Origin of the sequence: Gordonibacter faecis (assembly GCF_030077735.1) — a bacterium.
GTDB classification, from domain to species: Bacteria; Actinomycetota; Coriobacteriia; order Coriobacteriales; family Eggerthellaceae; genus Gordonibacter; species Gordonibacter faecis.
On the sequence record NZ_JASJEU010000022.1, the window covers coordinates 164,765 to 191,760 of the forward strand.

The window sequence follows — 26,996 nt, forward strand, 5'->3', positions numbered from 1 at the left end:
CGAAAAGAAGTGACGCGCTTTCGCGCTACCGAGAACTTTCTGCAAGCATTGCGAAGCCCTATTACAAAGAGGCAGAAGAAATTGGCACAGATCGCCGTTTGTGTACATGTTGAGCGGCCAAGTACGGCTTCCAAAAAACAGCGAACAGGTGTTTCTTTATTGGCAGTGAGAAGACCGCGGCTTTGGAGGACAAAAATCCGTACACAAACGGCCGTCTCTGCCAATTCGAGGCGAATTGGATGTCGAATATCAGCGTTACCGTCCTTATGCTTCGCGCGCACGCGTCACACTCTGTCGCACAGTGAGCGACAGGTGCAGAATTCGCGCAGGCGCGCCCGTGATGGGAAGGCGCGCCTGCGGGGAATGCGGCCGAGCGGATGGTCTCGGCCGCGGATGTGTACGATGTGTTACGAGGAAATGCTCGCCGCGCTCACCTCATAGGAAAGGTTAGCAATAGAAACCTGACCATCATTGGCGAGGAAGTTGAGCTGGGCACCGCTAGGAAGAGACAAGTTGAAAGCAACTGCGAGGTTGGTGTTAGCAGCAATAGTCCAGTTAGCAGGCAAACTTGTTTCGCTCACGGTCAAGGGAACCTTCACCTCTGAATCCGCCCCACCTGTCGTTGGCTTCAGCAGAATGCGCACTCCCTTTAAGGTTGTGTCGTCAACAAACAAGGAAGTAGCACTTTCACTTCGCGTACTCTTAACAGCAGTTACCTTAATGTCTTCAGGTGTGGTGGACTCAAAATCAAGATCTTTGCCTGTAACATTGCCCGAAGCATCCACTTCAATAAGAGCAGCAGTGGGGAACTTGAAGGTAATTTGCAGCGTCCAGTGAGCATACAGTGTGTAAGCGGTGTCCTTGTCCCAGTTTGCTTTACTTACGCCATTGGCATCGTAGTACAGGTTGCCGCCCTCCTTAGCATCGAACCAACCGGCAAACCTATAGCCAGTTCGCGAAGGAGGTGTCGAGGAAATGGTTGGCATGGCGGCATCATAAGTAGCCTCTACATCGGCAGTCTGGCCACCGGCACCATCGTTTGAGTCAAACGACACCGTGTACTTATTGGCTTTCCAGTGGGCAAAGAGTGGCTCATTTGCAGTTTTATCCCACACACGCAAGCCGTCGCCTGTGGAGTTGTAGTACTTGGTGTTGGCTCCGTCGAAGTAACCCACAAAGGTATAGCCTGTCCGTGAGGGAGGGGTAACTTTTGGTAGGGGTAGATTGTAGGTTACTATCACTTCGGGATTGGTTCCTGGGGCACCGTTGAGATCCAGAGTGATGGCATAGTTGATGTCAATAGGTTCTTTGGAATTAGTTACGCGAATACCCAGCTTGGTGGTGCCATCCTTGCCGGCAGTTTGCCCATTTCCGGAGTCAATTACCAGGATACCAAGGGTGGTGCCTCCTGCGGCATACGCCTTTGCTACCGGCAAGACTGGTGCGAAAGCTACTGAGAGCACAAGTAGAAGCACCAGCATACCAGCAGGTATGTGCCCTGTACCTGGTTTCGATACATGTATCGTGCTCGGCATAGCTGGCACGTTCCTTTCTTTCGATCCCACAGTCTGTGAGCCGTGGGGATTCATGCTGTTTGTTGCGAGGATGTGGGAGTCCCTGCCGGGGCTGTGTCCCCGGCAGAGACTAGATACTAGATTAGAGGCAAAAGCAGGGACAAACGCCATCCGACCGGCTAGCATAGTAGCTGTTGGTAGGGTAGCCGCTCGCGCCCACATGCAGGAAGCTCACGGAACTGTTCGGATGCATAGAACGCTCCCACCAGTAGATCGCCGAAGCCGAAGGCGACACGTTGTGCTTGACAAGGCTGGCGTTGCTGCCATTGTTCTGCGTCACCTTCCCGTTCCAGTACTCGTACTGCAAGCCCTCGTCCGCCGTCCATGGGTAGGAGGTCCAGTAGCTGCTCGGAACAAGCTCCGAATAGCTCGCGATAAAAAGGCTATCGCGCGACGTGGTCACGGTTGCGTCCTCCGCGCTCGATAATGCGTACTTTTTGTTCACCGGAGCGATTACATCTTGTAGGTCCGTTGGGACGAGATTCCAGATGGCGTTGTCGTCGTCGCCATGCTTGAGGGTAGTATCTATTTCGGGGTTCATCCTTGCGCGCAACTCACTTGCTCCCCATCCGCCTTCGTTGTAGTTGTCCGTCTTGGTGCCCGCGTTGAACCGGTACCCAAAGCTGTTATCCCAAGGGTCCACGTCGTTGGCCGCGAGGCATTCTTTGAACTGGAACGTCAAGCCTGCCTTGGCGGGGCTGTCCGTGTCCGCCCTGTCGTCATGATTGACGCCGATGATGCGCACGTCATAGGGAGTGCCACCCCAGACAGTTTGGCACGTGTAGGTAGAGTCATTACCAACGTAACCTTTGTACTGATTCCAGTAGGGAGAACTGCTTCCGTTTGCTGATATGTCATTGGCATGCTTCTTAACTTCAGAGAGGCTATAGGCCCTACCTGTGTTGTTGTCCTTTAAATAGAAAGAGCCCGAATACTGAGCAAAGGTGCACGTCACTGAAACAAGAGGCCTTACTGTTGTGCCATTATCAGCAGCACCTGAGTTCACTACGGCGTTATTCAGGTTTAGGCGGAACGTATAGTCAGATGAAGAGGTGGGCGGTATAACAAAAGCACCCGGATTATCGGGAGTCCTTATGCTGTTGTTAAGTCCATAACCAAAGTTTACCGCTGCACCAGCATTGCCCTTTGGATAGATACTAAAGAGATCCTGACTATCAAGGGACGTACCGTTAGTTGATTGAAGATAGGTAGCAACAGCAAGAGGACCACAGGTGACTTGAGCAAGTTGTACGGGAACGGACCCATTGTTTTTGAAAGAATTACTAGCCTCAATTGAGGTTGGATGTGTGTAGACATCGTAAGGGACGTCCTGTCCAAAGGTGACGTTAAAGGGAGCAACGACGGTGATCTGATTGTCGCGAGCTTCGGCAAGGTAGGCGGAAGGTAGAGGGACGTCGGAGTTCAACATCTCGATAGCAGGCTCACCATTCGGATTCGGGGAGATTTCAACCGTGCGAGTTGCACGAGTGAGTTCTACGCCATCCAGGGAGAGAACGGCAGTGACATCCGAAGTGCCGGCTTTCTTGGCTGAGACGGTGCCGGCATCTACTGACAGAGGTGCGGCAGCGTAGGAGTAGGAAGCCTCCACAGGATCGGGAGCTTGTAGGTTACCGCCTTCTAGGAGATTGGCTTCCTGGCCCGCTTCGATGGCGAGGGGTTCTTCGGAAAGCGTGATGCCGTAGGGCATGAGGTGGTTGTTGTCGGAGGGGAGACCGGGATTCCAAGAATCTTCGGAGCCGGAGGGGACGTAGATGGAGACGTTGGAGCAACCGGCGATAGCATCGCTTGCTACTTCGGAAGTGCCGAGAGCGACCACACGTTCGAGGGCGGAGCATGAAGCGAAAGCGCGGGGGCCGATGGATTCTATGCTGGCGGGGAGCCACACATCCTTGAGGGAGGTGGCTTCGAAGGCTCGTTCGTCGATGGTGCGTAGGGTGTTGGGAAACTCGATGGTTGAGAGGTTGGCGCAGCCGGCGAATGCGGCTGTGTTGATGGTAGTGATGGTTGTGGGGAGCTTGACATTAGTGAGGGAGCCTCTGTTGGCGAAGGCATTCTCGGCGATGGTGCTCACGCGGTAGGGTACACCGTTGATCTCGGCGGACGACGGGATTTCGAGGTTGGCCTCGGGGTCGTCTTTACTTTGCCAGGAGACGGCGAGGGTGTAGTCGTCGAGCAAAGTGTAGGTGAGGCCGCTGGTGGCTTCGTTGTTGGTGTCGGAGCTTGTAGTGGCACCAGGTTGAGCGGGTTCAGCGAAGTGCTGGAAGCCTACATTCTCCCAGATAAGCTTACGAGCTCCGTAGTCGTTTCCTGCCGGAAGCGCGACAACGGCTGTTGTTTTGACCTCGTCAGCAAAAGCAGTCGGATCAATTGATTGCACGTTACCCAGAGCGGTGATCGACGCGAGGTCTTTACAACCAGCAAGAGCATACTCGCCAATAGCCTCAGTCTCGGCTGGGAACACGACGGCTTTCCCGTAAGCCGGCGGGCAGACAACCAAAGTCTTCATATCCTTTGAGAAGAGCATTCTGTCATGAGTTGTAAAATTGGTGCCGCCATCCCCGGTGGTGAGTGAGGAGCCCAGATGGCACAGGGACAATGCCTGGGCAGAGACATGGGTTGTAGAACCGGGGATGGTAACAGCACCCTCCTTGCCCTCGGGAATGAGCAGGAGATGCGAGTAATCCTTTGAGAAGATCATGTTATCCAACGACGAAAAGCCCTCACACTTGGGGCTTATCTGGACATGCTTAAGCGACGAGATACCTTTGAGTGCCTCGTCGTTGATATCTTTGATTGTTTCAGGAAGAGAGAGTGATTCTACAGAATACTCAGTGAATGCCCCCCCCCCCCGCAAGGTTTTTGAGGGTGGTCGCCGTGTAGGTGTCTGCACCACTTACTACCTGGGTGGGGACGGAGATGTTTTTGAGATCGGTGGCGTGGATGCCAACAAGAGCGACTGTGGTGCCGTCTTCGTTCACTTCGAAAACGAGACCTTCGGACACGAAGGTTCCGAGGGTTGCTTTGGGAGTTCCTTGGACTAAGGGAAGTGATCCGGTTGTTTGGGATTCAAGAAGGGTGACCGTAGTCGCGAGAGGTTCAGGGCTTGAGGTTCCTGGGGTGTCGCCTGGAGCGGCTAAAGGCTCAGAAAGCCCCCCCCCCCCCGGAGATTTTCGGATTCAGAGGCCAGAGCGGGGGCTGCTGGCCCAACCGCGAGGCTGCACGACAGTGCGAGCATGCACGCTGTTCTGCCGTACCGTGACATTCGGTTTCGCATGGTTATCCCTTGTCCTTTTGTAGTGCTTCTTCCCGTTCTTGCCGCGCGACATCGTTTCCCGGTCCGTCGCTTAGTGCGGCATATAGTCGGCATAGTAGCACGCGATGAGGGATTGTGAAGAGTGGTTTTCCTTCGCTATCGCAAAGACAACTCCAGTCTCAAGACCCTATTACCGCAGGTAGGCAATATTTCGAACCCCACCACAGGAGCCATCACTAAAACCTCTTTGCCTACACATTTTCTCCATATTATGCGGCATGCTTACGGAGATTCCAGTTACGCCGGATCACACTGGGTCTTCGATTTTTGAGAAAGATTTCGTATTTTGACTGAGATTTACAGGTATGGCAGATGGACTTCGCCTCGTTAAGTCTTAGTACAAAGGGTGCGTGTTAACGACCTGGGCTTTTACGTACTGGGCTTCCGAGTGCTATTTCCACAATGCGATTAGTTCTGCCATACCCGTCAATCTCAGCCGTTATTCGAAATACTGGCCAAATAGGTAGCGCGAAAGCGCGTCACACTTTTTGGGCGGGTGCGCGCAGGCGAATGGCATCTCTCTACTTGTGGTACGGCTCGCCGCGGGAGATTTTTTGGGCTCGGTACAACTGCTCCAACAAGACTACCCTCGCGAGGTTGTGGGGCAGGGTGATTTTCCCGAATGAGAGCGTCTCGTTGGCGCGGGCGCGGACGGCGTCGCTTACGCCGTCGGAGCCGCCAATCACGAACGCGATGTCGCCCGTGCCTCCCAGCGCCAGCGCATCCAAGCGCTGCGACAGCCCCGTGCTGGAACGTTCCACACCCTCAATCGCCAGCAGCACCACGTGGGCCGATGCGGGCAGGGCCGCCAGGATGGCGGCCCCTTCGCGCTCGCGAGCCGGGGCCACTCCCCCCGCCCGACCAGGGTCAACGTCAGCGACTTCCTTCACACTGGTGCGCGCATACGGCTGCAGACGCTTCAGGTACTCGGCACACGCGTCCGCCCAAAACCGCTCCTTCAGCTTCCCCACCGCCACCACGGTGAACCTCATGCGCTCCCCTTTCGCCACCTTCGCCGCTTGTTTGCTCACCGCATGATACCGCACACAGCGCCGGCGCAGCGCGGGTAGCGGCTATGCGGGCAGTTCAATCCCAAAATGCTCGGACAAGAGCGCGCGGAATTCGTCGTCGGACTCGACGCGCTTCGTTTCCTTGCCTTCGGGGGTCACGCGCGTAAACGCGTCGTCGGTGATGGAGATGTTGCCGTCGTCGGTGCGCAGGTTCACCATGCGCCACTGCGTGAACACGGAATCGGGGTGCGTGGAGCAGAAGTACGACAGCGGCACAAAGTCGGTGAGGGCCGCGGGCACATCCAGAATGGCGTATGCGGGCGTGGGCGGCACCTCTTCGCCGCGCTCGGCGGCGGCGTTTAGCTTGGCGATGCTGCCCAGGTAGATGAGGTGCCACCAACCGTTTTCATGCAACTCTACGCGGAAGCGCTGACCGCGCGAGTCCAACTCCGCGCCATCCACCAGGGGGATGGCGCATGCGGGCGTGGGTCCGCCGTAGCCGACCTCGGCCAGGTAGCGCTCGCCGTCCAGGTTCACCATGATGCCGCGATGCAAAATGGGATACACGTAGCCACGATCCTTCAGGCTGCGGCCCAAACACGGCATGGTTTTGAAGCCGGTTTCCTGCAGCAGCGCGTCGAACAGCGAATTCAACTCAAAGCAGTAACCGCCGCGCTTGTCAACGATCACCTTTTGGAAGATGTCCGGGATGCCCAGCGAGATGGGGCGGCGGAAATCGCACGCGTCTAGGTTCTCGAAGGGAATACGACACTGGTGCGCCAGAATCATGCGATCGAGCAGTTCGCGGGTGGGCTCGCCCGTGGGCGGCTCCATGCCCAGGCGCTCCCAATAGAGGTTCCGGTCGGGCAGCGGCGCGTAAAGTTCCTCGTACATGGCGAATTCCCTTCCTCGTTTCCGTCGGATGGGAACGATTCTACGAGGACGCGCGGGCGGGCGCTTCCCTCCCCAAGAGGGAAAAAGCGCGGGCGCTCGTGCTGCAGGGATGAATTACGCGAAAAAGGTGGGCGCGCGGGTCATACTAGGCGGAAGAGGTTGGGTTGCGGAGGGCTGGCGACACGCGGGGTGCACGGGGGCGCGGGGTGCGACCCCGCTCGCGGCGCGCGTCCCACCTACCCCTGCCAGTCGGCGCCCAGCACCACCAGGAAGTCGCCTTCGAACGCGTAGTCACCGTTGTTGAGTTGCGCCTTGCCCACGCCGATGGCGTTCGCAATCTCCTTGGCCTCGGTGGCTTGGTCGTCGCGCTCGTACACCACGATGGTCTGCGAGTAATCGAAACTCTCGGCGTTACCGGTTTCCACCGTGTAGCCGCGTTCCTCCAGCTTGGAGGCAGCCTCGGCGCCGGCGCCGGTCAGGCCGTTGCCGTTGCGTACCAGCACCGTGCCGGACCTCTTATTCGACTGACCAGCGCTGCCGGGCTTCTTCCCAGAGCTTCCGGAGGTATCGGAATTCGCCTCGCCGGAGCCAGTGGTGGCCAGCACCGTGCCGGATGTAGCGTCAATTTCGTCCTCTTCCGTAGGCGAAAGTCCCTGGTCAACGCGCGACATCATGGTCTTCCACGCCTTCGCGTCCAGATACTCGTACCAGCCGCCGTTGATGTAGGCGGAGGTGGTGGGCTCCATGGCCGTGTAGAAATCCTTCGCCGGATCCAGCCCGCGCAGGCTGAGCGCGATGGACAAGATGTCGGAGATTTCGAAGTCGGTGGTGACGTAGCGCGAAAGCGCCTGCACCGAACTCACCATGGTGGCAGGGTCGGCCGAAAGGATTTTCTTCGCGATGGCGGACAGCACGAGACGCTGATTGGCTGCGCGATAGCGGTCGCCGTCGCCGAACTCGTCGTAGGCGTGGCGCGCGCGACACAAGATAAGGGCCTGGTCACCGCTGAGCGTTTGCAGCCCGGCGTCCAGGTGGCCGCCGGCATCTTCGTCGTCGATGGTCATGGGCACGTCAACTTCCACGCCGCCCAGCGCGTCCACGATGTCCTTGAACCCGTCGAAGTTGATTTCGGCATAATGCGTGATGGGAACGCCCGCCAGCTTCGACACCGTTTCCACCGTGTAGGCCGCGCCGCCGATGGAGTGCGCGGCGTTGAGCTTCTGCTGGCCGTTTTCGCCCATGTCAACCAGCGTGTCGCGGTGCAGCGACACCAGCGTAACCTTCTTGCCTTGCGGATCGATACGCGCCAGCATCATAGAGTCAGAACGAAACTGGTCGCCGGCGTATTCCGCAGACGCCTCGCGGTCGGACGAGCCATCCGTACCCATAAGCAGCATGTAGAACGGGCCGCCCTCGTAGGGCTGACCGTTGTCTGCTATATCGAGCGCGCGGCGAAGGTCGTCGTCAATGCCGTCGTGCAGGTTGCTGGAAAGCGTTTGGTAGTAGGCGAACGCAGCACCGGCTCCCACCAGGCACACCACCAGCGCAACAGCGAGAACGATAAGCGCGGTCTTCTTGCGCTTGGCGCGCTTGCGGCGTTGCGCGTATTCGGCTTGCGAGATGCGGCGATTGTAGGGGGCGTCGCGGGAATCGCGCTCGGGACGCGCGTCGCGCAGTGCGCGTGGGTCGCGCGGTTCGCGTTCAAGGCGGTCGGCGGGCGCGGGGCGCGCCTGGTCACCGCCGCGGGTGCGCGTGGACGCTCGCCCGTGCGCCGGGCTGGAAGCGCCACGACGCTCGGCTGCGTCGCGCGATGAGCCACCCGACCGGGCATCAATTCCAGCGGAATCGGACGGTCGACGGGTGGAACGGCGTTGGCTGCTTTTTCTGCTCATAACAGATTATTGTGACGCGGCCGACGGGTGTCGGCAAGGGAACGCGGCCGTTTCCCGGAAAAAGCCACACCCATTTTTCTTGGGGTTTTGCGCCTTAACTCACGTTGAGACGACGAACCACCCAGTCGTTTGCCGCCTGTTCTGCGGCATCATCAAGTGCGGTGAGCTGCGGCGCGAGGGTGCCGGTGCGCTGGGCGCGGCGTGCGAGTGCGCGGCGCAAAAGTTCGTCGGCAACCTGGGGGTTTTTCGGCAGAAGCGGGCCGTGCAAATAGGTTCCCACCACGTTTTTGTAGCGCACGCCGTCGCTCTTGTCCGTGTCGTTGTTGCCGTGGCCGCCCGACGACACCACGTCGCCGAACGCCTCCACGCCATCCGCCAGGTGCGTGCGCCCCGCGTGGTTCTCGTAGCCCACGACGGGGGCCGATGCCAGCGGCGAGCGCAGCGCAATGTTGCCGATAAGCCGGTTGCCCGACCCGCCGGACGCGCGCTCGGTGGTCATGTTCACCAGGCCGAGGCCCTCCACCACCTCGTCGCCCAAAAGCCACTCGCGCCCGAGAATTTGGAAGCCGCCGCAGATGGCCAGCAGCACGCCGTCGTCTTCCACAAATACGTGTAGGTCGTCGCGCAGGCTCATGAGTTCGGCTGACGCCAAGCGTTGCTCACGGTCGGGGCCGCCGCCGAGGAACACCAGGTCGGCCTCGGCAAGGTTCGTGTGCTGGCCGTGTTCCACGCGGCGCACTTCAACGGGAATACCCCGGTCACGGGCGCGGCGCTCCAACACCTTCACGTTGCCACCATCGCCATAGAGGTTCAGCAGGTCGGGGAAGAGGTGCGCTATCACGAGCGGAGGCTCGTCCGCTGACGCGGGCGGCGTCCAGGGGAGGCGGAGTTCGGCGGAGGCGGCGGCTGACGTGGCGGCTCCGGACGTGGGCGCGCCCCCAGCCTCGCCTTCCACGCGCGCGTCCAGCACGGCCTTCACCACGGGAAGAGCCGTGTAGTTCGCAATAAAGTACGCGTTCACATCCGCGGGTAGGGCGGCAATGCGCGCCAACAGTTCGTCGGTATCGGCCACCACGTCCGACGAAATACCCGCGTACTTCAAGCGCACCTGCACGTCGTTCGCACGAATACCTCCCGCGAACACCGCAAGTTGCCCCTGATCAGCCAGTTCTTCGAAGTCGACATCCCAGAGCCACGACACGTCGCGCCCATCGCCCTCCTTGTCGTTCACGAAAAACGCCACTATTTTGGGGTTCGGATCCTGCGCTACTATTTTAAGGTTCTGGTTGAAGCCGGTGGGGTTCTTCGCCAAGTTCAGCAGAATGCGGCGGCCGCTCAGCGTGAACGTTTGCAGGCGTCCGTTTTGCGGGTCGAACGCGTCGATGGCACCCTGCAGCGCCTCGCCCGGGCACCCAAGCAGCACCGATGCGGCGGACACGGCGGCCAGGTTGTACACCATATACGCCCCTTTGAACGGCGCGCTCACCTGTCGGTCAGCGCCCGGCACGCCCGACGCGCTCGCGACACCCGCGACACCCGCATCCCGTCCCCGCACGCTAAACGACAGCCCCTCGCTCCCCAGTTCCACCTGCTCAACCGCGAAATCCAACGCCGGTCGTGCAAACCCGCAGTTCGGACAAACATACGCCCCCAGCTGACCGTACTGGCGATACGCGTACTCCAGCATAGTGGAGCACTGCTGGCACATTTGCGCGTCGGCCACCGTGTTCTGCGGCAGACCCATGTCTTCGTTCACGCCAAACGCGATGGACGGCGTGCTCTCGCGCCCGGGCAGTTGCGCAGCGCGCACAGCGATGGCGGCGCACAACGGGTCGTCGGCGTTGTACACCAACACAGTGGAGGGCGACGCGCCCAGCGTGTTCGCAATGCTTTCCTGAATGCGGTCGATTTCCCCCACGCGGTCCAACTGGTCGCGGAACAGGTTCAACAGCACCACGTAATCCGACTTCAAGAACGGCAGGATCTTCGCCAGCCATAGCTCGTCGCACTCAAACACGCCCCAGTCGGCGCGGCCGCCATGCAGAAGCGCTGTGGCAACACCGGAATCCAGGTTCGCGCCCGTGCGGTTGCACACCACGCGCTCACCCGCGCGTTCCAGCACGTCAGCCAGAAGATTCGTCACCGTGGTCTTTCCGTTGGTGCCCACCACGCACACCGAACCCTTCTGCAAACGCGGCGCCAGGTGCTCGATGAGGCGCGGGTCGGCGTACAGGCCAATTTTGCCGGGGAAGTTCGCGGCGGGGCGATGGAAGACGTGCTTCAAACCCCAGGTAGACACGGCGCCAACAGCGCGCGCGGAGGCGAATCGCAAGCCCATGGAAGTCCTTTCCGTTCGGAGTGCGCCCAGTATAACCCTTCCGCGCCGCCGCCCCGGCCCTTCCACGCGCGGGCGCCGCCTTACCTCCATACAAATTTCAGTAGAAAGCCGCGCAGGAATCACTGATGGCGTTTTGATGGTGATATGGTGTTACTTTGGCTGAACTGGAACAGCTGTGCGAATTCGATGCCTAAAGCGCAAAAGGCTAACGAATTACGATAAAATGGGACACGCGACAGAGGCAGAACACCTGCTTTTCGATTGCACTAGGGGACGGGTATGCACGAGAACTACGACGACTACTCCGCGCGGCGCGCTGGTGCCAACCGGGCGCCTCGGCCCGGCGAGAGAGCGCGCTCCGACACACGCCGTTCCTCGGCCTCTGATCAGGTGGAACGCGAGCGACGCGGCGCTACCGGCCGCACGCGATTCATCGACGATGACGACCTTTCCACCACCAACAGACGGGCTTCAAGTCGCCCGGTTTCGCACCCCTCTTCGCGCTCGAACGCACGGCCCTCGCATTCGGGACGTATTCCCGCGCAGCGCGAAAGCGGCGCGGCAGCACGACCGCGACGCGCGACTACTGCGGCGAGCAGCTACGGACGCGACACCTACAACGCCTACGATGAACAGGCAATTCCTGCAACACCCGCTTCGCCTGCAACGTATCGCGACCGCGAACGCTACCGCCGAACTTCACCCCAGCAGAAAAGCGGCCTGCGCCGTTATGCCGGGCTGTTCGTTAGCATTGGCGTGGTGGCCGCCGTGGCGCTGGGCATCTTCTTTTTTATACAAAGCCTGCCCGTTAGCATTACGCTGAACGGGGCTCCCGCCGACGTGCGCGGCGCAAAAACGCTGGAAGATGCGCTGAAGGCCAGCGGCATCAAGCCGAAGCCGGGCGACCTTGTGGCCGTGGACGGCAGCGTGCTGGAAGCAGGCAAGGGCGAGCCGTTCCACGCCACCGTAAACGGCACCCAAGTGAGCGAGCTGACTACCAAGCTTTCCGCAGGTGACGTGGTGGAAATTGGCAACGGCGGGCCCATCGAGGAACCGTGCGATTCCGTGGAGGAAGCCATTCCTTGGGAGATTACCGAGGAAGGCAACGGTGCCATCCACCTCATTGAGGGCGAGGGCACCGACGGCGTGAAGGCCACGAAGACCGGCCACATTTCCCAGATCACGGCGCAGCAGATCACGCGCGAGCCGAGCCACATCAAGCGGCGCAACGTCTCGGCCGACACCGGCGGCGACAAGGTAATTGCGCTCACATTCGACGATGGCCCCTGGTCAGACCAGACGGATAAGGTGCTAGACGTGCTGGCGGAACACGGCGCGAAGGCCACCTTCTTCACCGTGGGCGACCGCATCGAGCAGAACGACGGCGCTTCCCGCATTCAGCGCGCCGCCTCCGAGGGGCATCAAATTTGCACGCACTCCTACGATCACGCCTCGGGCAGCGGTCAAGGCGTAAACCTGGGTTACATGACTCCCGAAGAGCAGCGCGCCGAAATTGAGAAGGGCTACGCCGCCATCGAGGCTGTCACGGGCGGCGAGGCCAGCCGCGTGATTCGCACGCCCGGCGGCAACTTCGGCGAGGACGTGGTGAAGAATATTGGGCCGCTGATTACCGCTGAAATTGGTTGGGATATCGATTCACGCGACTGGGAAAAGCCCGGCGCCGACGCCATTGTGGAGCAGCTAGAAAATGCCTGGTCGGGAGCCATTATCCTCATGCACGATGGAGGCGGCGACCGCTCTCAAACCATCGAGGCCTTAAAGATTGCCCTACCGCGTTTGAAGGAGCAGGGGTACAAGTTCGTAACGATTGACGAATTGATGAAGTACCCGCTGGCATAGGGCTTCCCCTTCCTCGTCACCCCGCTGACGTGCGGGCATGTTGATTTTCCCTTCTTCTCCCCGCTTGATATTGGTATAGTGATGCGGTTGGATATGGCCGCGCGCAGGCGGCCGAAAATGCAGCGGAAGGGGATGCGGTGAGCATCGCACAGTTCGATTCGCGGGGAGCGCAGCGCCATGGACGTTAGTCAGATTGTGTCTGTTGCCGTGTTCGCGGTGTGCATGCTGGCCATCATGACCGAGAAACTGCACCGCTCGCTTGCCGCTATTGTGGGTGCCATGGTGCTGCTGGCGCTGCACGTGCTGCCGTTCGATGCCGCCATGGAGCACATTGATTTCAACACGCTGGGCGTGCTTCTGGGCATGATGCTATTCGTGAGCGTGGTGAAACTATCGGGCGTATTCGAGTTCCTGGCCATCAAGTGCGCGCGACTGGCCAAGGGCGACCCGTGGAAAATCATGCTGCTATTTGTGCTGCTCACGGCTGTGCTTTCGGCATTTCTGGACAATGTGACCACCGTGCTGCTTATCGGACCGATGACGCTCACCGTGTGTCGGCTGCTGGACATCAACCCCATTCCGTTCTTCATGACCGAAATTTTGGCATCGAACATTGGCGGCACGGCCACGCTCATTGGCGACCCGCCGAACATCATGATTGGCTCGGCCGCCGGGTTTACCTTCTTCGACTTCATTCTGTACGACGCGCCCGCCGTGGTGGTTATTTTGGCCGCAGTGCTGGGGGTGTTTTACCTGATGTACGGCCGCAAGATGCACGTAAGCGAGGAACATCGCGCTCGCGTCATGGAGCTAGACGAGCACGCGCAGATCAAAGACCGCCGACTGCTGAAGCAGAGCGTGGTGATGGTGGCGCTGGTGGTAGTGGGCTTCATGGCCCACGGCGCGCTGGGGCTGGAGTCGAGCGTGATTGCGCTTGGCGCCGCCGGCATTATCCTGCTGATTTCGGGCGAGAGCATTGAGGAAGCGTTGTCGCAGGTAGAATGGACGACGCTGGCGTTTTTCGCCGGCCTGTTCATCATTGTGGGCGCCATGGCCGAGACGGGCGTCATCGAAATGCTGGCACGCGCCCTTATCGACGCGACGGGCGGCAACGTGTTCATCACGATGTTGGTGCTGCTGGTGGGCTCGGCCGTTATTTCCAGCTTCCTGGACAACATCCCGTTTGTGGCCACGATGATCCCCATTCTGCTGGCGATGGAATCCACCGGCATGGACGTGACCCCGCTGTGGTGGGCCGTATCCCTTGGCGCCTGCCTCGGCGGCAACGGCACCCTGATCGGCGCCAGCGCGAACGTGGTCCTGTCCGACATCAGCAAAAAACACGGCTACGAGATTACGTTCGTCCAATTCTTGAAGACAGGCTTCCCCATCATGCTGTTGACGGTAGCGATCGCAGGCCTGTACCTAGTAGTGCGGTTCCCGCCAGCGTAGGGTTTGAGGGTGAGCGCGAGTAGTGCGAGAAGCGTCGGGGGGATGCCGCAGGCCGCTTGAAGCCTCGGCCGCGCGAAGCCATTGAATTCGCGCATATTTGCGGCTTGGACCCCTTGCGGGGTGGGCGAGCTTTCGGTATACTACCGATTCGCGCTTCTTAGTGAAGCCGTTTGCCAACGTGGCTCAGCTGGTAGAGCAACGCACTCGTAATGCGTAGGTCAGCGGTTCGAATCCGCTCGTTGGCTCCAGAAAAAGCGCAGGTCATCGGGGAAACCCGGTGACCTGTTTCTTTTCCTCAGCCAGAAAACACCCCCGTGAGTTAACGGGATGAACGTGTCCGTCGTGCGCCTTGGTGCACCTTCGAATTGTTTTACCACGTAGACGCACCTTCAAGACAAACTCAGCGAACTCGCCGGCGAAGGGTGTACCCGAATGGATACTCAATCCCGCAAAGCACTGCTCGGATCGCGCATCAGGAAGTATCGCGAGGCCGAAAACATTACCCAAAAACGCTTCGCAAGCATGGTTGGCACCGCCCAGTCGTACCTAAGCGACATCGAAGCCGGCCGCGTCAACATAGGCTTCGACCTCCTCTGCCGCATAGCCGAAGGCCTCGACATATCAATAGGCGCCCTAGGCGACCCAGACCCCGACCGCTGGCAAACCCCCAACCAAAAGCGCAAGTGACATGCTAAAATAAACAACGAAAGCGCCCGAACGGTGCGTATTGTACCTACCTCCGGCGCTTTCTTTGCATTTGTTGTGCTTGATCGCCCGCTTTTTGTGCGCGAGATGAGGGGTTTTCAGCGATGCTACGAAACGCATCCTTTAGCTAAAGTCATCCTATGGGATGACCATCACATGATTCTAGCGCATATGCTCGGCGAATGGGAATCGATCAGAGAAAAATACTTGGCAGCAGCATTCGGAGACTCCGCGACGAGCAGGGTTTGACTCAAGAGCAGCTTGCAAGCATGATCGGTAATGGAAGTAAGCAATACATTTCCGCCATCGAAAACGGCTCAAAGAATGTCACCATAGATGTGTTGTGCCGAATAGCTGAAGCGTTTGGCATAAAGGTGAAAGACCTCATAGATTTCTAGACAAGAAACCTGATAAGAAAGATCATATTTCTTCGCTTTCTAACCATATTTAGCCGTATAATGGCCCCATGAAGAATAAAAGGGGAAAGATCATCATTGCGCCAGACCTTAACGTTTGGCCTCACGAGTATGAAACCGCCAAGGCACTTGCAATGGCAGGCATGACCGTAGAATTCATCCGAAGAAGCGAAGAATACCGAACGACCTCGGCAGATGTGATTATCAATGGGCTGGCATGGGAAATTAAAGCACCTGAATCAGAGAAGGCAAAAGTTATTGAAAAGAACCTACGTAAAGCGTTGCATCAGTCAGAAAACGTGATCTTTGATTCGAGGAGAATGAAAAAGTTACCCGATATAGCAATCGAACGCGAAGTTCGGAAATGGTGCTGCGAACTGCGAACCATGAAGCATCTGATCTATGTGAATCGCCACGGCAAAGTTTGCATCTTTAAGTGACGCGTGATAGACTCTCAATCAGCAAAGCGCCCGAATGGTGAGCATTTCACTTCCTCCGGCGCTTTCTTTCTTTTCTACGCCAAGCCTCAATCCTATATATAGAGCACATGGGTTTACTTCATAGCGTAACGCATGGAAAGTACAAACTGCAAAGCGCCCGAACGGTGAGTATATCACCTACCTCCGGCGCTTTTTTATCTCCGCTCCAAGCCTTCCATACAACATGGACGAGTTCAATCCTGTCGTGTTACAATGTCATACGGAATGGGTAGAGGGAAAAGGAGTCGTTATGCTTGAGTCGACGATGACTGTTCGATTGGATGAGAACGAGAAGTCGCTCATTTCCAACTATGCCCGCATGTTTGGCATGAGCGCATCACAATTCGTGCGTCGCTGTGCTCTTGAACGCATCGAAGATGAAATTGATATCGAAGCATATAAAGCGGCAAAGGCGGAGTACGATGCCAACCCCACGTCTTACAGCCTTTCCGAAGTTAAAGAGATGCTCGGTTTATGAGCGCCTGGAGGCTCAAATTCGCGCCAAAGGCAGTCAAGCAGCTCGCTAAACTTGATAAGCCAACAACAGCACTCATTCTCGCCTGGCTCGAGAAGAACATTGACGGCTGCGCAAATCCAAGACAGCGGGGCAAAGCGCTCGTCGTAAATCTTGCCGGATCATGGCGTTACCGAATTGGCGACTACCGAGTACTGTGCGAACTTCGTGACACCGAGTTGGTAGTACTCGCCGTCGAAATAGCGCACCGCCGAGAGGCGTACAAGAAAAAGTAAATCACACACCCTAGTTGCGCGTGTAGCTTCCTACGCCTTCTAGTAATTCTGATGGGGTCATGTTGAGGCCGGCGGCTATTCTTTCTATGGTGTCGAGGGAGATGTTGCGGTTGCCGTGTTCTATCTGAATGATATACGGCTTGCTGAGGCCTACCATCAGCGCAAATTTCTTCGTCGACAGGCCCGTTTGTTCTCGGAGTGCCCTCACGCGGGTTCCGAAGTCTTTTTTGATCAGCTCGCTCATAGTAAAAGGATATGCGCTCAGGAGGTCAGGCAGATAAACTGTCGTTAACCACTCTACGCAAAGTTTTGACTCTCTCAACGTGTTAAGAAGGGCAGAAGAGGAAAAGTGCGCCGCCGCACTCTCTTCCACATGCCACGTACGAACGCGCATCGCCTCGCCAACAACGCGGGCGGGCCAGTACGCAGCGCCGCCGCTCGATGCTATCATCGGCCGCCAACGCCGATGCGAGCCCCCAGCGAGGTGCCTATGAAACCGTATTACGAAGGCTGGTACATGAAACAGCAGAAGGGCGACGACGTGCTCGCCCTCATTCCCGGTCGCGCGCAGGACTCCGCGTTCATCCAGGTGGTGACACAGCAGGGCGCGCGTTTCCTCGAATTTCCCCTGGAGGACTTCAGTCAAGGGAAGGGGTTTCTGCGCGTCGGCGAAAGCTTGTTCACGCCGCGCGGGATGTTCCTGGACGTGCACACCCCCGACTGCACGCTCACCGGCCGACTGCGCTATCACGAGGTCACGCCCCTGCGCTCGGACATCATGGGGCCGTTCGCGCTTCTGCCCATGGAAACGAAACACACCGTGTTCAGCATGCGCCACCGAGTGGAAGGCGACGTGGTGCTGGACGGGCGCGCGCTCACTTTCGACGGCGGCCTCGGCTACATGGAGGGCGACCGCGGGCACAGTTTCCCGCGCGGCTACACGTGGGTGCAGAGTCTGGATTTTGGGTGCGCGGCCTCGGTCATGGTGGCCATCGCCGAGATTCCCCTGGCCGGACTGCGATTCACGGGCTGCATCGCCGTGGTGCTGCTGGCGGGCACCGAGCACCGCTTCGCCACGTATCGTGGCGTGCACATTGTGGAATCGACCGAGCACACGGTGGAACTACGGCAAGGCGACATGAGCCTGCGCGTGGAGGTTCCGGAAACGCACGGGCATCGTCTGCAAGCGCCGCACGAGGGTGCCATGGAACGCCCCATCCACGAAAGTCCGTCGGTGCCGGGGCGCTTTCGTTTCGTGAAAGATGGCCACACGCTGCTGGAAAGCGACGGGGCGAATACGAGCTTCGAGTACGTGTCGCCGGAACCGGTGGACGCGCGTGCGTAGGGGCGCAGCGCTCCGGTGCGCGATGATTTACGCAGGTCGGTAGCTTGTTCGTGCCCGCCGGCGCCCTTCCCCACCTTCCCAACCTTGCCCCGCCTGTCCGCCGAGCCAGCCCACGCCCGCCCCTTCCCTGCGGCTGCTATACTTGAGGCGACGCGATGCGCGCCCGCGGGAGGGCGCGGAGGGAGGAGGCGGCCATGCTTTACGACAACATCATGGTTCCGTACGACGGCTCAGCATCGGCGCGGGCGGCACTGACGGAGGCGGTGCGCTATGCGCGCGAGGACCCGGGGCTTTCGCTGCGCATCGTGCAGATTTTCGACCTAAAACAGCTGGTCATCGAGCGGATGGAAGCCGAAGGGCGCGACGGCGCCGAGGAACTTTCGCCCCAACTTCTGCACTCGTATTACGAAGTGGCCACCGAGGAAGCCCTCGCGGCGCTACACCGTCAGGTTGACGGGGTGGTGAAGGGGCTCATGAACGAGGTCACGGTAGAAATTCTCGAAGAAACGCTGCCGGGCGAGCAAATTGTGAGCTACGCGACCGAGCGCGCGTGCGACCTCATTGTCATGGGCTCGCGCGGCCTGGGCGCGCTGCGCGGTATGCTGGGCAGCGTGAGCAGCTACGTGTTGCGCAACGCCGAGATTCCCGTGCTAGTGGTGAAGCAGCGTAACGACGACTGACCTGGTGGCTGCGCGGCCGTTGACCGTTTGTAGAGTTTTGGGTGGTAGGATCGGCGAGCGCGCGGGGCGCGAGACGCGAAGCTAGCGGGCGCGCGAGCACAAGGAGAAGCGAACGGAGGAACGCACGGCATGGATGAGCAGGAACGCAAGCAGCAGACGACGCTGCTTGTGGTGGACGACGAGCCCGGCATTGTCGAAATGCTGGACGAATACTTCTCTGGCCAGGGCTTTCGCGTGCTCACGGCCAGCGACGGCCCCACCGCGCTCAAGCGTGCCGAGCAGAACCCCGACCTCATTGTGCTGGACGTGGGTATGCCGCTCATGGATGGCTACGCCGTGTGCCGTCGCCTCCGCGAGCATCTGACCTGCCCTATTGTGTTTCTGACCGCGCGCGTGGAAGATGTCGACGCACTTGAGGGCTTCGAGGCCGGCGCGGATGACTACGTACTGAAACCCTTCTCGCTGGCGGTGCTCGGCGCGCGCGTGAGGGCACACCTGGCGCGCGAGACACGTCAGCAAGCGAAGGCCGAAGTGCGCTTCGACGGCGACTTGGCCATCGACTACCGCGCGCGCACCGTCACGGTGGCGGGCGCGGCGGTGGACTTCACGCGGCGCGAGTTCGACATAGTGGCGTTTCTCTCCAAACACGCAGGTCAGGTGTTTGAGCGCGAGCGCATCCACGAGCGCGTAGGCGGCTGGGAAAGCGAAAGCGACCCGCAGGTGGTGACCGAGCACATTCGTCGCATTCGCAAAAAGCTGGCCGCTGCGGGCGCTGCGCCCGACCCAATCGAGACGGTGTGGGGCATGGGATACAAATGGCGCGCGTAAAACGCACGCTGCGCGAGCGGTGGCGCAACGCGTCGCTCAAAACCTCATTTATGGTGTATATGCTAGGATTTTTGGTGGCGGCGCTCGTGCTGTCCACCGTGACCGGCAGCATGTTCGCCACTTTGCAGAACCAAGCAACCGAAGATGCCTCCGAAGGCACCGGGCTGTTTATATACGACGCCAACGCGGGCTTGCTGCAACCGGCGCGATCGGTGCAACTGGACGAGCAGGGTTCAACACTGTATGTACAAACCGCGTCCGACTACCGCAACCCACTAACCGTGAGCCAGCTGAACGAGAGCACGCACATCAGCGACGCGAGCGGACACACCTACACGACGTATTCTGCCGCCGAAAGCCCTGATGGCGAAGGTAGCGGCGAAAGCGTCGAAGGCGACAACTCTTTCGAATTCGCCCTCGCGAGCGACAGCGACCTCGCGTTGTTCTGGAACGATGAGGGCTACCTTCCGCCCGCCAACCTGGCCGCTTACGACGCGGCTGCGCGCTTGCTTTTCGCGGAATGGGCGGCGGCGCACCCGGACGATCCGCTGGCCGACTTTGCGCGCGCGAGCACGTCGCGCATGCCTGCCTCGCCGGTGGGCTACTACGTGTACTCGCTACCCAGCCCCGAGGCACGGGCGCTGTCCGGGCTGTTTGGCCTGCTCACCTTTCTGATGTTCCCGTTGTGGTTTGGCGTGTGCATCTTTGCGGCGGCGCGGCGGTTCTTCCGCATGCGGCTTGAGCCGGGGCTGGCCGTGCTGGACGAGGCGGCAACGAAGATTGGCAACCAGGACCTTAACTTCCACGTGGCGTACAACCGCAACGACGAACTGGGGCATTTGGCCACGTCATTCGAGACCATGCGCGCATCGCTGGCCGATTCGCAGCGGGCGCTCTGGCGCACGGCCGAGGAACGCAAGCGCCTGAACGCCGCGTTCGCGCACGATTTGCGCACACCGCTTACTATATTAAAGGGGAAGATTGAGCTGCTGGATGCGCACGTGCAGGCGGGCAACGCTTCGCGCGAACAGCTGGAGGCATCGTCCGCGGCACTCGCTCACCAGGTGGAACGCCTTGAGCGCTACGTGGCGGCCATGAGCGGGCTACAGAAGTTGGAAGACCGCACGGCCACGCCCGAGACGCTGGCGTTTGACACAGTGGCGGCGGGCCTCGACGACATCGGGCGCGGGCTGGCCACTGCGGCGCACAAGCAGTTCGCGCTGTCGCTGAGCCCCGGCTGCGACGTTGCGCGACCTGCGCTGCACGTCGATCGCACCATTGTGGGCGAGGTGGCGGAAAACCTTATTAACAACGCGCTGCGCTTCGCGCACTCCCGCGTGGACGCGCGGCTCGACGTGAGCGAAGGCGCGCTCACCCTGGTGGTGGACGACGACGGCCCCGGCTTTTCAGCTGCGGCGCTCGACCACGGCTGCGCCCCCTTCTTCAGCGAAACGCCCTCGGAAAACCACTTTGGCCTGGGGCTCAACATTGCCTCGCTCCTGTGCGAGCGCCACGGCGGCACCCTTTCGCTCGAAAACCGCCCCAGCGGCGGCGCGCGGGCAATCGCGCGTTTTGCCATGACTTTCCCGGACGTTGACCGCCCGTAGATATTTGCTCCGTACTATCGAATCGCACCCAACGAATCGAGAAACGGAGCCCCCATGGAAAAGTCCGCGACCTGTTCGCCGTCGCCCGCTCAGACAAGTTTGTCCAGCGAGCGTCGCATCCTCATGCGTAAGCGCATTGCGGTGGTGGTGGCGCTTGTCGCACTCACGGCGGGGATCGGCGCGTTCTGGGTGCTCTACGGGCCCGAGCTTTTGGCCTTCGTGTCTGACGCGCCGCGCTTCCGCGCGTGGGTGGATGAAACCGGCGCGCTCGCTCGCGTCGCGTTCGTTGCGGCGAATATGGCGCAGGTGGTGCTCGCCTTTCTCCCTGGTGAGCCGCTGGAATTGGCGGCGGGCTACGCGTTTGGCTTTTGGGAGGGCACGCTCTGGTGTCTCGTGGCCAGCGCGCTCGGAACAACCCTGGTGATGCTGCTGGTGCGCAGCTTTGGCATGCGCATCGTCGGGCTGTTCTTCCCGCCCGAAAAGCTGGCCTCGGTGGAGTGGCTGCGCGACTCGCGCCGTTTCGAGTTGCTGCTGTTCGTGGTGTTCCTCATCCCCGGCACACCGAAAGACCTGCTCACCTACGTGGCCGGCCTCGGCACAAGCCCCGTGTGGCGCATCGTCGCCCTCACCACGGTAGGACGCATCCCCTCCATTGTGTCCTCCACCCTGGCTGCTGGCACTTTCGGCGACGGAAACTACCTGGCCACCGCCCTCATCGTCGCACTCACGCTGATTTTGGCGGCCCTTGGCGTGGTGGCCTACCGCAAACTCGCCCGCACGCAAAGCGCCAAAACGCAGTAATTATTTCGCCACGTTCCCCCCTCTTCCCCACCGCTCGCTGGCGAAACGTGGTTATTGAGAGGAATTCTCAATAAGCCCAACGATTTTTCGAGACAAAAGGCGACAAGCAGAGTAGTATATCTTTCAAGGTTAGAGGAAAGGCCGCCCCGACGCGGCACCATTGAAAGAGAGGGATCATATGCCCAGTTTCGCCAATCCGTTCGCCGGAAATGTTGAGCGCAAGATGACCAACGCCGAGCTCATGCAGGCGCTGCGCCTGGACATCGCCGGCGAGCTTGAAGCCATTTACCTGTACGAATCGCACTACCTGGCCACCGACGATCCGGCCGCGAAGGCCGTGCTCGCCGACATCCGCGACGAGGAAAAGGCCCACATGGGCGAACTCATCACGCTGATGCGCCACCTCGACCCCAAGGAAACCGAGTTCTTCCTGGAGGGCGAAGGCGAAGTGCAGGAGCACCTGGCCGAGCTTGGCATCATCACCGACGGCGAGATTGCCCCCGCCCCGGCCGAGCCCGCCCCCGCCCCCACCGTGGGCGACCTGTCCTAAGCATTTCCCCCGGTCACGCGCGAATGTTTCACGTGAAACAGTGCCCGCGCACCGGCCACACGCATCAACCATCGAAAGGAGCCCGTTATGGATTACTTGGCTCGTGAATCGGCCGATCTCTCGGTCGAGTTGTGGAACCGCATCGACGACGCCGTCATTGGCACGGCGCGTGCGCATCTGACCTGCCGTCGCTTCCTGAAGACGTACGGCCCGCTGGGCCCCGGCATTACCACGGTCGCCGTTGACGGCGTGGCGAAGGACGAGGTGCTGGAAGACGGCATCGGTCGCATCGTCGGCCGCACGCAGCTGGAGTTGCCGCTGTTCTACGAGGACTTCACCCTGTTCGGCCGCGACCTCGACCTGGCCGCACGCACCGGCACGCCCGTCGACATGGCCCCGGCCATCGCCGCCGCCAAAAAAGCCACGCGCCGCGAGGACGACCTCATCCTGAACGGCAACAAGGCGCTTGGCACTGACGGCCTGCTCACCGTGAAGGGCTCGGTGAAGGTGAAGAAGGGCGACTGGAAAGTCGGCGAGAACGCGTTCACCGACGTGGCCGCCGCTGTTTCGCAGCTGGCGAAGAACGGCTATCTGGGTCGTTACGCCCTGGTGGTGGCGCCCGATTTGTTCCTGGACCTGCAGCGCCTGCAGCCGAACACCGGCATGCTGGAAATTGACCGCATCCAGAAACTCGTGCAGGACGTGTACATGACCAGCGTTCTTGACCCCGGCAAGGCCGTCCTCGTGTGCGCCGAGCCGGAGTACCTGGACGTGGCCCTGGGCCTGGACCTGTCCGTGGGCTACCTGGAGTTGGTCGACTTCAACCACACCTTCCGCATCATGGAAACCCCCGCCCTCCGCATCAAAGACCCCGCCGCCATCGCCGTACTGGCATAGAACGCGCGGAGCGCAAAGCGACACATCCAACGATTCACCAAGCGGCCCGCCCCCAAGCGGGCCGCTTCTTTGTACTACAACCGCTCCTCGGATTTTTGGCGGTGGCGGATGAGGAGGTTGCGCCAGACTACGTAGGCGGCTAGGACGAAGGCGCCTACGTAGCCGAAGACGGCGAGGAAGGGGACGCCGAGGAATTGGGGGTGCATGTTTGTTTGGGCGAGCAGGCTGGAGCCCACGAACAGGCCCGCCGAGATCAGCGCCATGGCCACCGTGCCACTGACGGAGTAGAGGGCGGCCAGCACGTCTGTAGGAATACCCAGTTCAGCGCCCACTTTCACCTGACCACGATTCACCATGTCCAGGGTGTGCGATGCCTGCGTGGGCAGGCGCACGGCGGACTCCGTGGATGACAGCGCGATGCTCATGAACTCGCGTGCCTTCGTCTCCATCGACTCCCACGTACGCTCGCGGCGGCGCACGTGGTCGGCGATGATATCAATAACGCTCTCATCAGGTGCAATATCAACCAGCACGCCCTCTATGGTCACCATGCCGCGCGCGAGCAGCGTAAATGACGGCGGCATGGCCAGATTCTGCGAGCGCAGAACGTCGAACACGTCGAGTAGCGCCTGCCCCACATTTATAGAAGCGAGGTTCGCCGTGGCGTACGAAGCCACCAGCTGACCCAGCTGGTCGAGCAGCCGCCCGTGATCGACGGGGCCATCCTCGCGCGTGGCGGTGAGCAGGGCTTGCATGAGCGCGTAGGGGTCGTTCTCGGCCGCGGCGCGCAGCATCTTGCCCACCAGCCCGCGTTCCACCGGGCTAAGCAAACCCACCATTCCCAAGTCAATCCATACAATGTCACCGTCGCTCACCAGCAGGTTGCCAGGGTGCGGGTCGGCGTGAAAGAAGCCGTTGTCCACAATCTGCGTGACGTAGCTCTCAGCCAGCCGATGTCCCAACTCGCGCGGATCCAACCCCCGCGCGCACAGCGCGGGTATGTCGTTAATCATGGGGCCCTCGATGAAGTCCATGACTAACACATCATCTGAGCTGATGAGCGGGTACGGCCGCGGACTTTCCACTCCCGGCTGGTCAGCCAAAAGCGTACGGAAGCGTTCAAGGTTGCGCAACTCCACGCGGAAGTCCAACTCCTGACGGGTAGTGCGCTCCAATTCTGTGACCAGGTCCTCCAGCGACAACTTGATGCCGTCGGTTGCGCGCGTCAGCCCGATAAGCGCAACAGCCCGGCGAATAAGCGCCAAGTCCTGCGTCATCTGCTCCACCACGTGCGGCCGTCGCACCTTCACCGCCACCCACGGGCCATCAGGCGCAATGCGGGCGCGATGCACTTGCGCGATAGACGCCGAGCCCAGCGGCCGTTCTTCAATGCACGAAAACGTCTCCCGCCACGGATGCCCAAGCGATACCTCCACCGTGGCTATCACCTGGGAATACGGCATGGGTGGCACATCGGCACGCAGGCGCTTGAACGCCTCGGCGTAGGCAGGCGGAATAACGTCGCTGCGGTTCGCCGCAATCTGCCCCATTTTCACGAACGTGGGGCCCAAGTCTTCCAACAGGCTGGTGGCCTCATAAGGCGTGAGTCCTTTCAGTACGTGATGCCGCCGCAGGATGCGCTCGATCTCGCGCAGCCGCCGGCCCGAGTGCGCGCCCTTGTCGCGCCGCGCCTCAACCGCCACCTGCGCCACTTCTCGAAACGTGGGCATGCGCACCTCCCTTGCCATTCGCCAGTTCGCCACCACGTTGCCGTGGCGCCGCTTCACCAAGCGTCCTACCTGCATCAACCTCCCAGCCTAGCACCACCGCGCGCCGCCCCACATGCGCCCGCGCATCGGTCATCCCCCGGTCGCCAAACCGCAAGCGCGCCGCCGACAGCCGCGCAACGCGCCGGCCAACGTCCCCGCGCGCGCCGCCCGCGCATGCTATCATGCACAACACCATGACGCGCATCGAACACACCTCAGCCCCGCTTCCGCTGGCAGCCTACAAAGGCTTCCTCTTGATCGCTGCCGCCATCTGGGGTTTAGGCACCGTCGTCATCAAATCCACCGTGGACGCATTTCCACCCGCATGGATCGTCGGCACCCGGTTTACGGTTGCGGGCATTGTGTTAGGCCTGATCATGCTGCCGCGCTTCCGCCGCTCACTGGACCTCGATCACCTGAAGAAAGGCGCCGTCCTGGGCGTGTGGCTGTTTCTGGCCTACTGGGCGAACTCCACGGGGCTCACCGACACCACGGCCTCGAACAGTTCGTTTCTCACATCGCTCTACTGCGTCATCATTCCCTTTTTGGGATGGGGCCTGCGCGGCACGCGGCCGACGCGCTACAACATTGCCGCAGCGCTCGTGTGCGTGGCGGGCGTAGGGTGTGTGTCGTTCGCGGGGGCGGCCGGCTTCTCGCTGCGGTTCGGCGACCTGATTACCCTGCTCTCAGCGCTGTTCCTCAGCTTCCACGTGGTGTATTCGGCGAAATTTGCGCCTGGCCGCGACATGACACTGCTCACGGTGATCCAATTCCTTGTGGCTGGCGTGCTGGGCTTCATCTTCGGCGGCGTGTTCGAACCCATGCCCAATTTCGCAGCACTCGGCACCGACACGTGGGTCAGCCTGGCGTACCTCGCGCTGTTCGCCTCATGCCTCGCGCTGCTGCTCCAAAACACGGCGGTCGCCCACGTCGATCCCGCGCCAGCCTCGCTCTTCCTGGCTACGGAATCGGTGTTCGGCGTGACGTTTTCCATCCTGTTTCTTGGCGAAGCTCTCACGCTGCCCCTGTTCGCCGGCTTCGCGCTCATCTTCGCTGGCATCGTAGCCAGCGAATACCTCCCCCAACGCGCCGCCGCCAAACAAGAGGCAGACGTGCTCGAACACCCAGAACTCGAACCAGCCGATTCGGCAGAACTGGAAGAAGTCTGACGCGCTATCGCGCTGGCTAGTACGCCACAAGGTGTCCAACCTTCTCGCTTTACGACGCGAGCTGACTAACTTGAAGGTGTTGACGTGCGACAAGGATCACCTCCGTAGAAGTGCTACCAGCGACGGCGCGCAGCGCCTAGTCCCTTTAGGGAAGCATCCGTTCGCGCGAAGCGCGAAAACGCAGGTTCCGGTTGAGTTCTCCGCCTGCGGCGGAGAGGGCGCTTCGTGAAGCGCCCCTACGAAGGTTATCGTTTTAGTTATGTTTATCGTACATGAACGAGCCCTCGTCATAGTGGTAGGGAGGGTACCCACCCCGTGGCGTAATCAGTAGCGCGTAAGCGCGTCACTTTATGTGAAGGTTCGCATGAAGCACGCGGATGGGGATACCGTTTTACGCCTTGGCATTCAAGTTGCCTCAAAATGGCACAGATCGCCCTTATGTACGGATTTGAACCTCTTGGGACCGCGGATCTTTCGCTGTTATTAAAGAAACGCCTGTTCGCTATTTTCCTCTTTTGATTTTGGAGCTTCAAATCCGTACACGAACGCGATTTTGTGCCAAATTCTCGGATGATTCTTACACAGCGCGCCCATCTCATGCCCCAATAGCCGGCGCGAAGCGCGTCACACTTTTGCGCAGCGGCGC

24 protein-coding genes, 1 tRNA gene and 1 pseudogene are annotated in these 26,996 nt (G+C 60.2%); 16 read left to right on the forward strand and 10 right to left on the reverse strand.

What is annotated here, in order from left to right; translation table 11 throughout:
• Positions 1-407: 407 nt before the first annotated feature.
• The 8 genes and pseudogenes from QNJ86_RS11425 to QNJ86_RS11455 form a co-directional block, all read right to left on the reverse strand.
• On the reverse strand, positions 408-1,535 hold the full coding sequence (locus QNJ86_RS11425; RefSeq protein WP_283832758.1) for an InlB B-repeat-containing protein: 1,128 nt from the start codon (positions 1,533-1,535) through the stop codon (positions 408-410).
• 121 nt (positions 1,536-1,656) lie between these two features.
• A complete protein-coding gene (locus tag QNJ86_RS11430; protein ID WP_283832759.1) occupies positions 1,657-4,092 on the reverse strand; it encodes a leucine-rich repeat protein in 2,436 nt (811 codons plus the stop codon).
• Positions 4,093-4,341: 249 nt separating this feature from the next.
• A pseudogene (locus QNJ86_RS13940) lies at positions 4,342-4,488 on the reverse strand (hypothetical protein); the annotation flags it as partial.
• Positions 4,424-4,597: a hypothetical protein gene (locus QNJ86_RS11435; protein ID WP_283832760.1), complete on the reverse strand. Its 174-nt coding sequence runs from the start codon at positions 4,595-4,597 to the stop codon at positions 4,424-4,426. The gene QNJ86_RS11435 and the pseudogene QNJ86_RS13940, both read right to left, overlap by 65 nt.
• Positions 4,598-5,429: 832 nt before the next feature.
• Complete coding sequence (locus tag QNJ86_RS11440; RefSeq protein ID WP_283832761.1) at positions 5,430-5,900, reverse strand: 23S rRNA (pseudouridine(1915)-N(3))-methyltransferase RlmH; 471 nt, start codon at positions 5,898-5,900, stop codon at positions 5,430-5,432.
• A gap of 81 nt (positions 5,901-5,981) precedes the next feature.
• The gene (locus QNJ86_RS11445) at positions 5,982-6,812 is read right to left on the reverse strand and encodes an arylamine N-acetyltransferase family protein (RefSeq protein ID WP_283832762.1); all 831 of its coding nucleotides are present in this window, start codon (positions 6,810-6,812) and stop codon (positions 5,982-5,984) included.
• Positions 6,813-7,048: 236 nt separating this feature from the next.
• The gene (locus QNJ86_RS11450) at positions 7,049-8,704 is read right to left on the reverse strand and encodes an LCP family protein (RefSeq protein ID WP_283832763.1); all 1,656 of its coding nucleotides are present in this window, start codon (positions 8,702-8,704) and stop codon (positions 7,049-7,051) included.
• 94 nt (positions 8,705-8,798) lie between these two features.
• Complete coding sequence (locus QNJ86_RS11455) at positions 8,799-11,042, reverse strand: MurT ligase domain-containing protein (RefSeq protein WP_283832764.1); 2,244 nt, start codon at positions 11,040-11,042, stop codon at positions 8,799-8,801.
• A 279-nt stretch (positions 11,043-11,321) separates the two neighbouring features.
• On the opposite strand from QNJ86_RS11455, the gene QNJ86_RS11460 reads away from it, so the two are divergent.
• The 8 genes from QNJ86_RS11460 (at position 11,322) to QNJ86_RS11495 (ending at position 16,704) form a co-directional block, all read left to right on the forward strand.
• The gene (locus tag QNJ86_RS11460; protein ID WP_283832765.1) at positions 11,322-12,902 is read left to right on the forward strand and encodes a polysaccharide deacetylase family protein; all 1,581 of its coding nucleotides are present in this window, start codon (positions 11,322-11,324) and stop codon (positions 12,900-12,902) included.
• A 177-nt stretch (positions 12,903-13,079) separates the two neighbouring features.
• Positions 13,080-14,354, forward strand: coding sequence for an ArsB/NhaD family transporter (locus QNJ86_RS11465; RefSeq protein ID WP_283832766.1), 1,275 nt, complete (start codon positions 13,080-13,082; stop codon positions 14,352-14,354).
• 172 nt (positions 14,355-14,526) lie between these two features.
• Positions 14,527-14,602, forward strand: a tRNA-Thr gene (locus tag QNJ86_RS11470).
• Between the two features lie 184 nt (positions 14,603-14,786).
• Entirely contained in the window at positions 14,787-15,041 is a 255-nt protein-coding gene (locus QNJ86_RS11475; RefSeq protein WP_283832767.1) for a helix-turn-helix domain-containing protein, read from the forward strand.
• 200 nt (positions 15,042-15,241) lie between these two features.
• Positions 15,242-15,457 carry a helix-turn-helix domain-containing protein gene (locus QNJ86_RS11480; protein WP_283832768.1) on the forward strand — a complete coding sequence of 72 codons (216 nt, stop codon included), beginning with the start codon at positions 15,242-15,244 and terminating at the stop codon, positions 15,455-15,457.
• A 152-nt stretch (positions 15,458-15,609) separates the two neighbouring features.
• Positions 15,610-15,915, forward strand: coding sequence for a CdiA C-terminal domain-containing protein (locus QNJ86_RS11485; RefSeq protein WP_283832769.1), 306 nt, complete (start codon positions 15,610-15,612; stop codon positions 15,913-15,915).
• A 289-nt stretch (positions 15,916-16,204) separates the two neighbouring features.
• Positions 16,205-16,432: a type II toxin-antitoxin system RelB family antitoxin gene (gene relB / locus QNJ86_RS11490; protein ID WP_283832770.1), complete on the forward strand. Its 228-nt coding sequence runs from the start codon at positions 16,205-16,207 to the stop codon at positions 16,430-16,432.
• Complete coding sequence (locus QNJ86_RS11495; protein ID WP_283832771.1) at positions 16,429-16,704, forward strand: type II toxin-antitoxin system RelE family toxin; 276 nt, start codon at positions 16,429-16,431, stop codon at positions 16,702-16,704. The genes relB and QNJ86_RS11495 overlap by 4 nt, the downstream gene beginning before the upstream one ends.
• A 10-nt stretch (positions 16,705-16,714) precedes the next feature.
• On the opposite strand, the gene QNJ86_RS11500 is transcribed toward QNJ86_RS11495, so the two are convergent.
• Positions 16,715-17,155, reverse strand: coding sequence for a helix-turn-helix domain-containing protein (locus tag QNJ86_RS11500; protein WP_283832772.1), 441 nt, complete (start codon positions 17,153-17,155; stop codon positions 16,715-16,717).
• 66 nt (positions 17,156-17,221) lie between these two features.
• On the opposite strand from QNJ86_RS11500, the gene QNJ86_RS11505 reads away from it, so the two are divergent.
• From QNJ86_RS11505 to QNJ86_RS11535, 7 genes are all read left to right on the forward strand, one after another.
• Positions 17,222-18,049 (forward strand): stress response protein nst1, encoded by an 828-nt coding sequence (locus tag QNJ86_RS11505; RefSeq protein ID WP_283832773.1) that lies wholly within the window; start codon positions 17,222-17,224, stop codon positions 18,047-18,049.
• Positions 18,050-18,243: 194 nt separating this feature from the next.
• A complete protein-coding gene (locus QNJ86_RS11510) occupies positions 18,244-18,729 on the forward strand; it encodes a universal stress protein (protein ID WP_283832774.1) in 486 nt (161 codons plus the stop codon).
• A 129-nt stretch (positions 18,730-18,858) separates the two neighbouring features.
• Entirely contained in the window at positions 18,859-19,557 is a 699-nt protein-coding gene (locus tag QNJ86_RS11515) for a response regulator transcription factor (RefSeq protein ID WP_283832775.1), read from the forward strand.
• Positions 19,545-21,164, forward strand: a complete 1,620-nt coding sequence (locus QNJ86_RS11520; protein WP_283832776.1) for a sensor histidine kinase — start codon at positions 19,545-19,547, stop codon at positions 21,162-21,164. Before QNJ86_RS11515 ends, QNJ86_RS11520 begins: the two co-directional genes overlap by 13 nt.
• Before the next feature lie 54 nt (positions 21,165-21,218).
• A complete protein-coding gene (locus QNJ86_RS11525) occupies positions 21,219-21,965 on the forward strand; it encodes a TVP38/TMEM64 family protein (RefSeq protein ID WP_283832777.1) in 747 nt (248 codons plus the stop codon).
• A gap of 178 nt (positions 21,966-22,143) precedes the next feature.
• Positions 22,144-22,515, forward strand: coding sequence for a demethoxyubiquinone hydroxylase family protein (locus QNJ86_RS11530; RefSeq protein WP_283832778.1), 372 nt, complete (start codon positions 22,144-22,146; stop codon positions 22,513-22,515).
• Positions 22,516-22,602: 87 nt separating this feature from the next.
• Positions 22,603-23,412 (forward strand): family 1 encapsulin nanocompartment shell protein, encoded by an 810-nt coding sequence (locus QNJ86_RS11535; protein ID WP_283832779.1) that lies wholly within the window; start codon positions 22,603-22,605, stop codon positions 23,410-23,412.
• A gap of 74 nt (positions 23,413-23,486) precedes the next feature.
• Here QNJ86_RS11535 and QNJ86_RS11540 read toward each other — a convergent pair whose 3' ends face one another.
• On the reverse strand, positions 23,487-25,142 hold the full coding sequence (locus tag QNJ86_RS11540; RefSeq protein ID WP_283832780.1) for an ABC1 kinase family protein: 1,656 nt from the start codon (positions 25,140-25,142) through the stop codon (positions 23,487-23,489).
• Positions 25,143-25,375: 233 nt separating this feature from the next.
• Between QNJ86_RS11540 and QNJ86_RS11545 the strand changes: the two genes are divergently transcribed.
• A complete protein-coding gene (locus QNJ86_RS11545) occupies positions 25,376-26,350 on the forward strand; it encodes a DMT family transporter (RefSeq protein ID WP_283832781.1) in 975 nt (324 codons plus the stop codon).
• Positions 26,351-26,996 lie beyond the last annotated feature (646 nt).

Coding starts and splice junctions, on each gene's coding strand:
- QNJ86_RS11480 (WP_283832768.1), top strand. CDS start 15,242: ATGGGAATCGATCAGAGAAAAATACTTGGCAGCAGCATTCGGAGACTC.
- QNJ86_RS11520 (WP_283832776.1), top strand. CDS start 19,545: ATGGCGCGCGTAAAACGCACGCTGCGCGAGCGGTGGCGCAACGCGTCG.
- QNJ86_RS11475 (WP_283832767.1), top strand. CDS start 14,787: ATGGATACTCAATCCCGCAAAGCACTGCTCGGATCGCGCATCAGGAAG.
- QNJ86_RS11485 (WP_283832769.1), top strand. CDS start 15,610: ATGGCAGGCATGACCGTAGAATTCATCCGAAGAAGCGAAGAATACCGA.
- QNJ86_RS11530 (WP_283832778.1), top strand. CDS start 22,144: ATGCCCAGTTTCGCCAATCCGTTCGCCGGAAATGTTGAGCGCAAGATG.
- QNJ86_RS11525 (WP_283832777.1), top strand. CDS start 21,219: ATGGAAAAGTCCGCGACCTGTTCGCCGTCGCCCGCTCAGACAAGTTTG.
- QNJ86_RS11425 (WP_283832758.1), bottom strand. CDS start 1,535: ATGCCGAGCACGATACATGTATCGAAACCAGGTACAGGGCACATACCT.
- QNJ86_RS11450 (WP_283832763.1), bottom strand. CDS start 8,704: ATGAGCAGAAAAAGCAGCCAACGCCGTTCCACCCGTCGACCGTCCGAT.
- QNJ86_RS11460 (WP_283832765.1), top strand. CDS start 11,322: ATGCACGAGAACTACGACGACTACTCCGCGCGGCGCGCTGGTGCCAAC.
- QNJ86_RS11445 (WP_283832762.1), bottom strand. CDS start 6,812: ATGTACGAGGAACTTTACGCGCCGCTGCCCGACCGGAACCTCTATTGG.
- QNJ86_RS11510 (WP_283832774.1), top strand. CDS start 18,244: ATGCTTTACGACAACATCATGGTTCCGTACGACGGCTCAGCATCGGCG.
- relB (WP_283832770.1), top strand. CDS start 16,205: ATGCTTGAGTCGACGATGACTGTTCGATTGGATGAGAACGAGAAGTCG.
- QNJ86_RS11495 (WP_283832771.1), top strand. CDS start 16,429: ATGAGCGCCTGGAGGCTCAAATTCGCGCCAAAGGCAGTCAAGCAGCTC.
- QNJ86_RS11545 (WP_283832781.1), top strand. CDS start 25,376: ATGACGCGCATCGAACACACCTCAGCCCCGCTTCCGCTGGCAGCCTAC.
- QNJ86_RS11440 (WP_283832761.1), bottom strand. CDS start 5,900: ATGAGGTTCACCGTGGTGGCGGTGGGGAAGCTGAAGGAGCGGTTTTGG.
- QNJ86_RS11500 (WP_283832772.1), bottom strand. CDS start 17,155: ATGATAGCATCGAGCGGCGGCGCTGCGTACTGGCCCGCCCGCGTTGTT.
- QNJ86_RS11455 (WP_283832764.1), bottom strand. CDS start 11,042: ATGGGCTTGCGATTCGCCTCCGCGCGCGCTGTTGGCGCCGTGTCTACC.
- QNJ86_RS11465 (WP_283832766.1), top strand. CDS start 13,080: ATGGACGTTAGTCAGATTGTGTCTGTTGCCGTGTTCGCGGTGTGCATG.
- QNJ86_RS11535 (WP_283832779.1), top strand. CDS start 22,603: ATGGATTACTTGGCTCGTGAATCGGCCGATCTCTCGGTCGAGTTGTGG.
- QNJ86_RS11505 (WP_283832773.1), top strand. CDS start 17,222: ATGAAACAGCAGAAGGGCGACGACGTGCTCGCCCTCATTCCCGGTCGC.
- QNJ86_RS11540 (WP_283832780.1), bottom strand. CDS start 25,142: ATGCCCACGTTTCGAGAAGTGGCGCAGGTGGCGGTTGAGGCGCGGCGC.
- QNJ86_RS11515 (WP_283832775.1), top strand. CDS start 18,859: ATGGATGAGCAGGAACGCAAGCAGCAGACGACGCTGCTTGTGGTGGAC.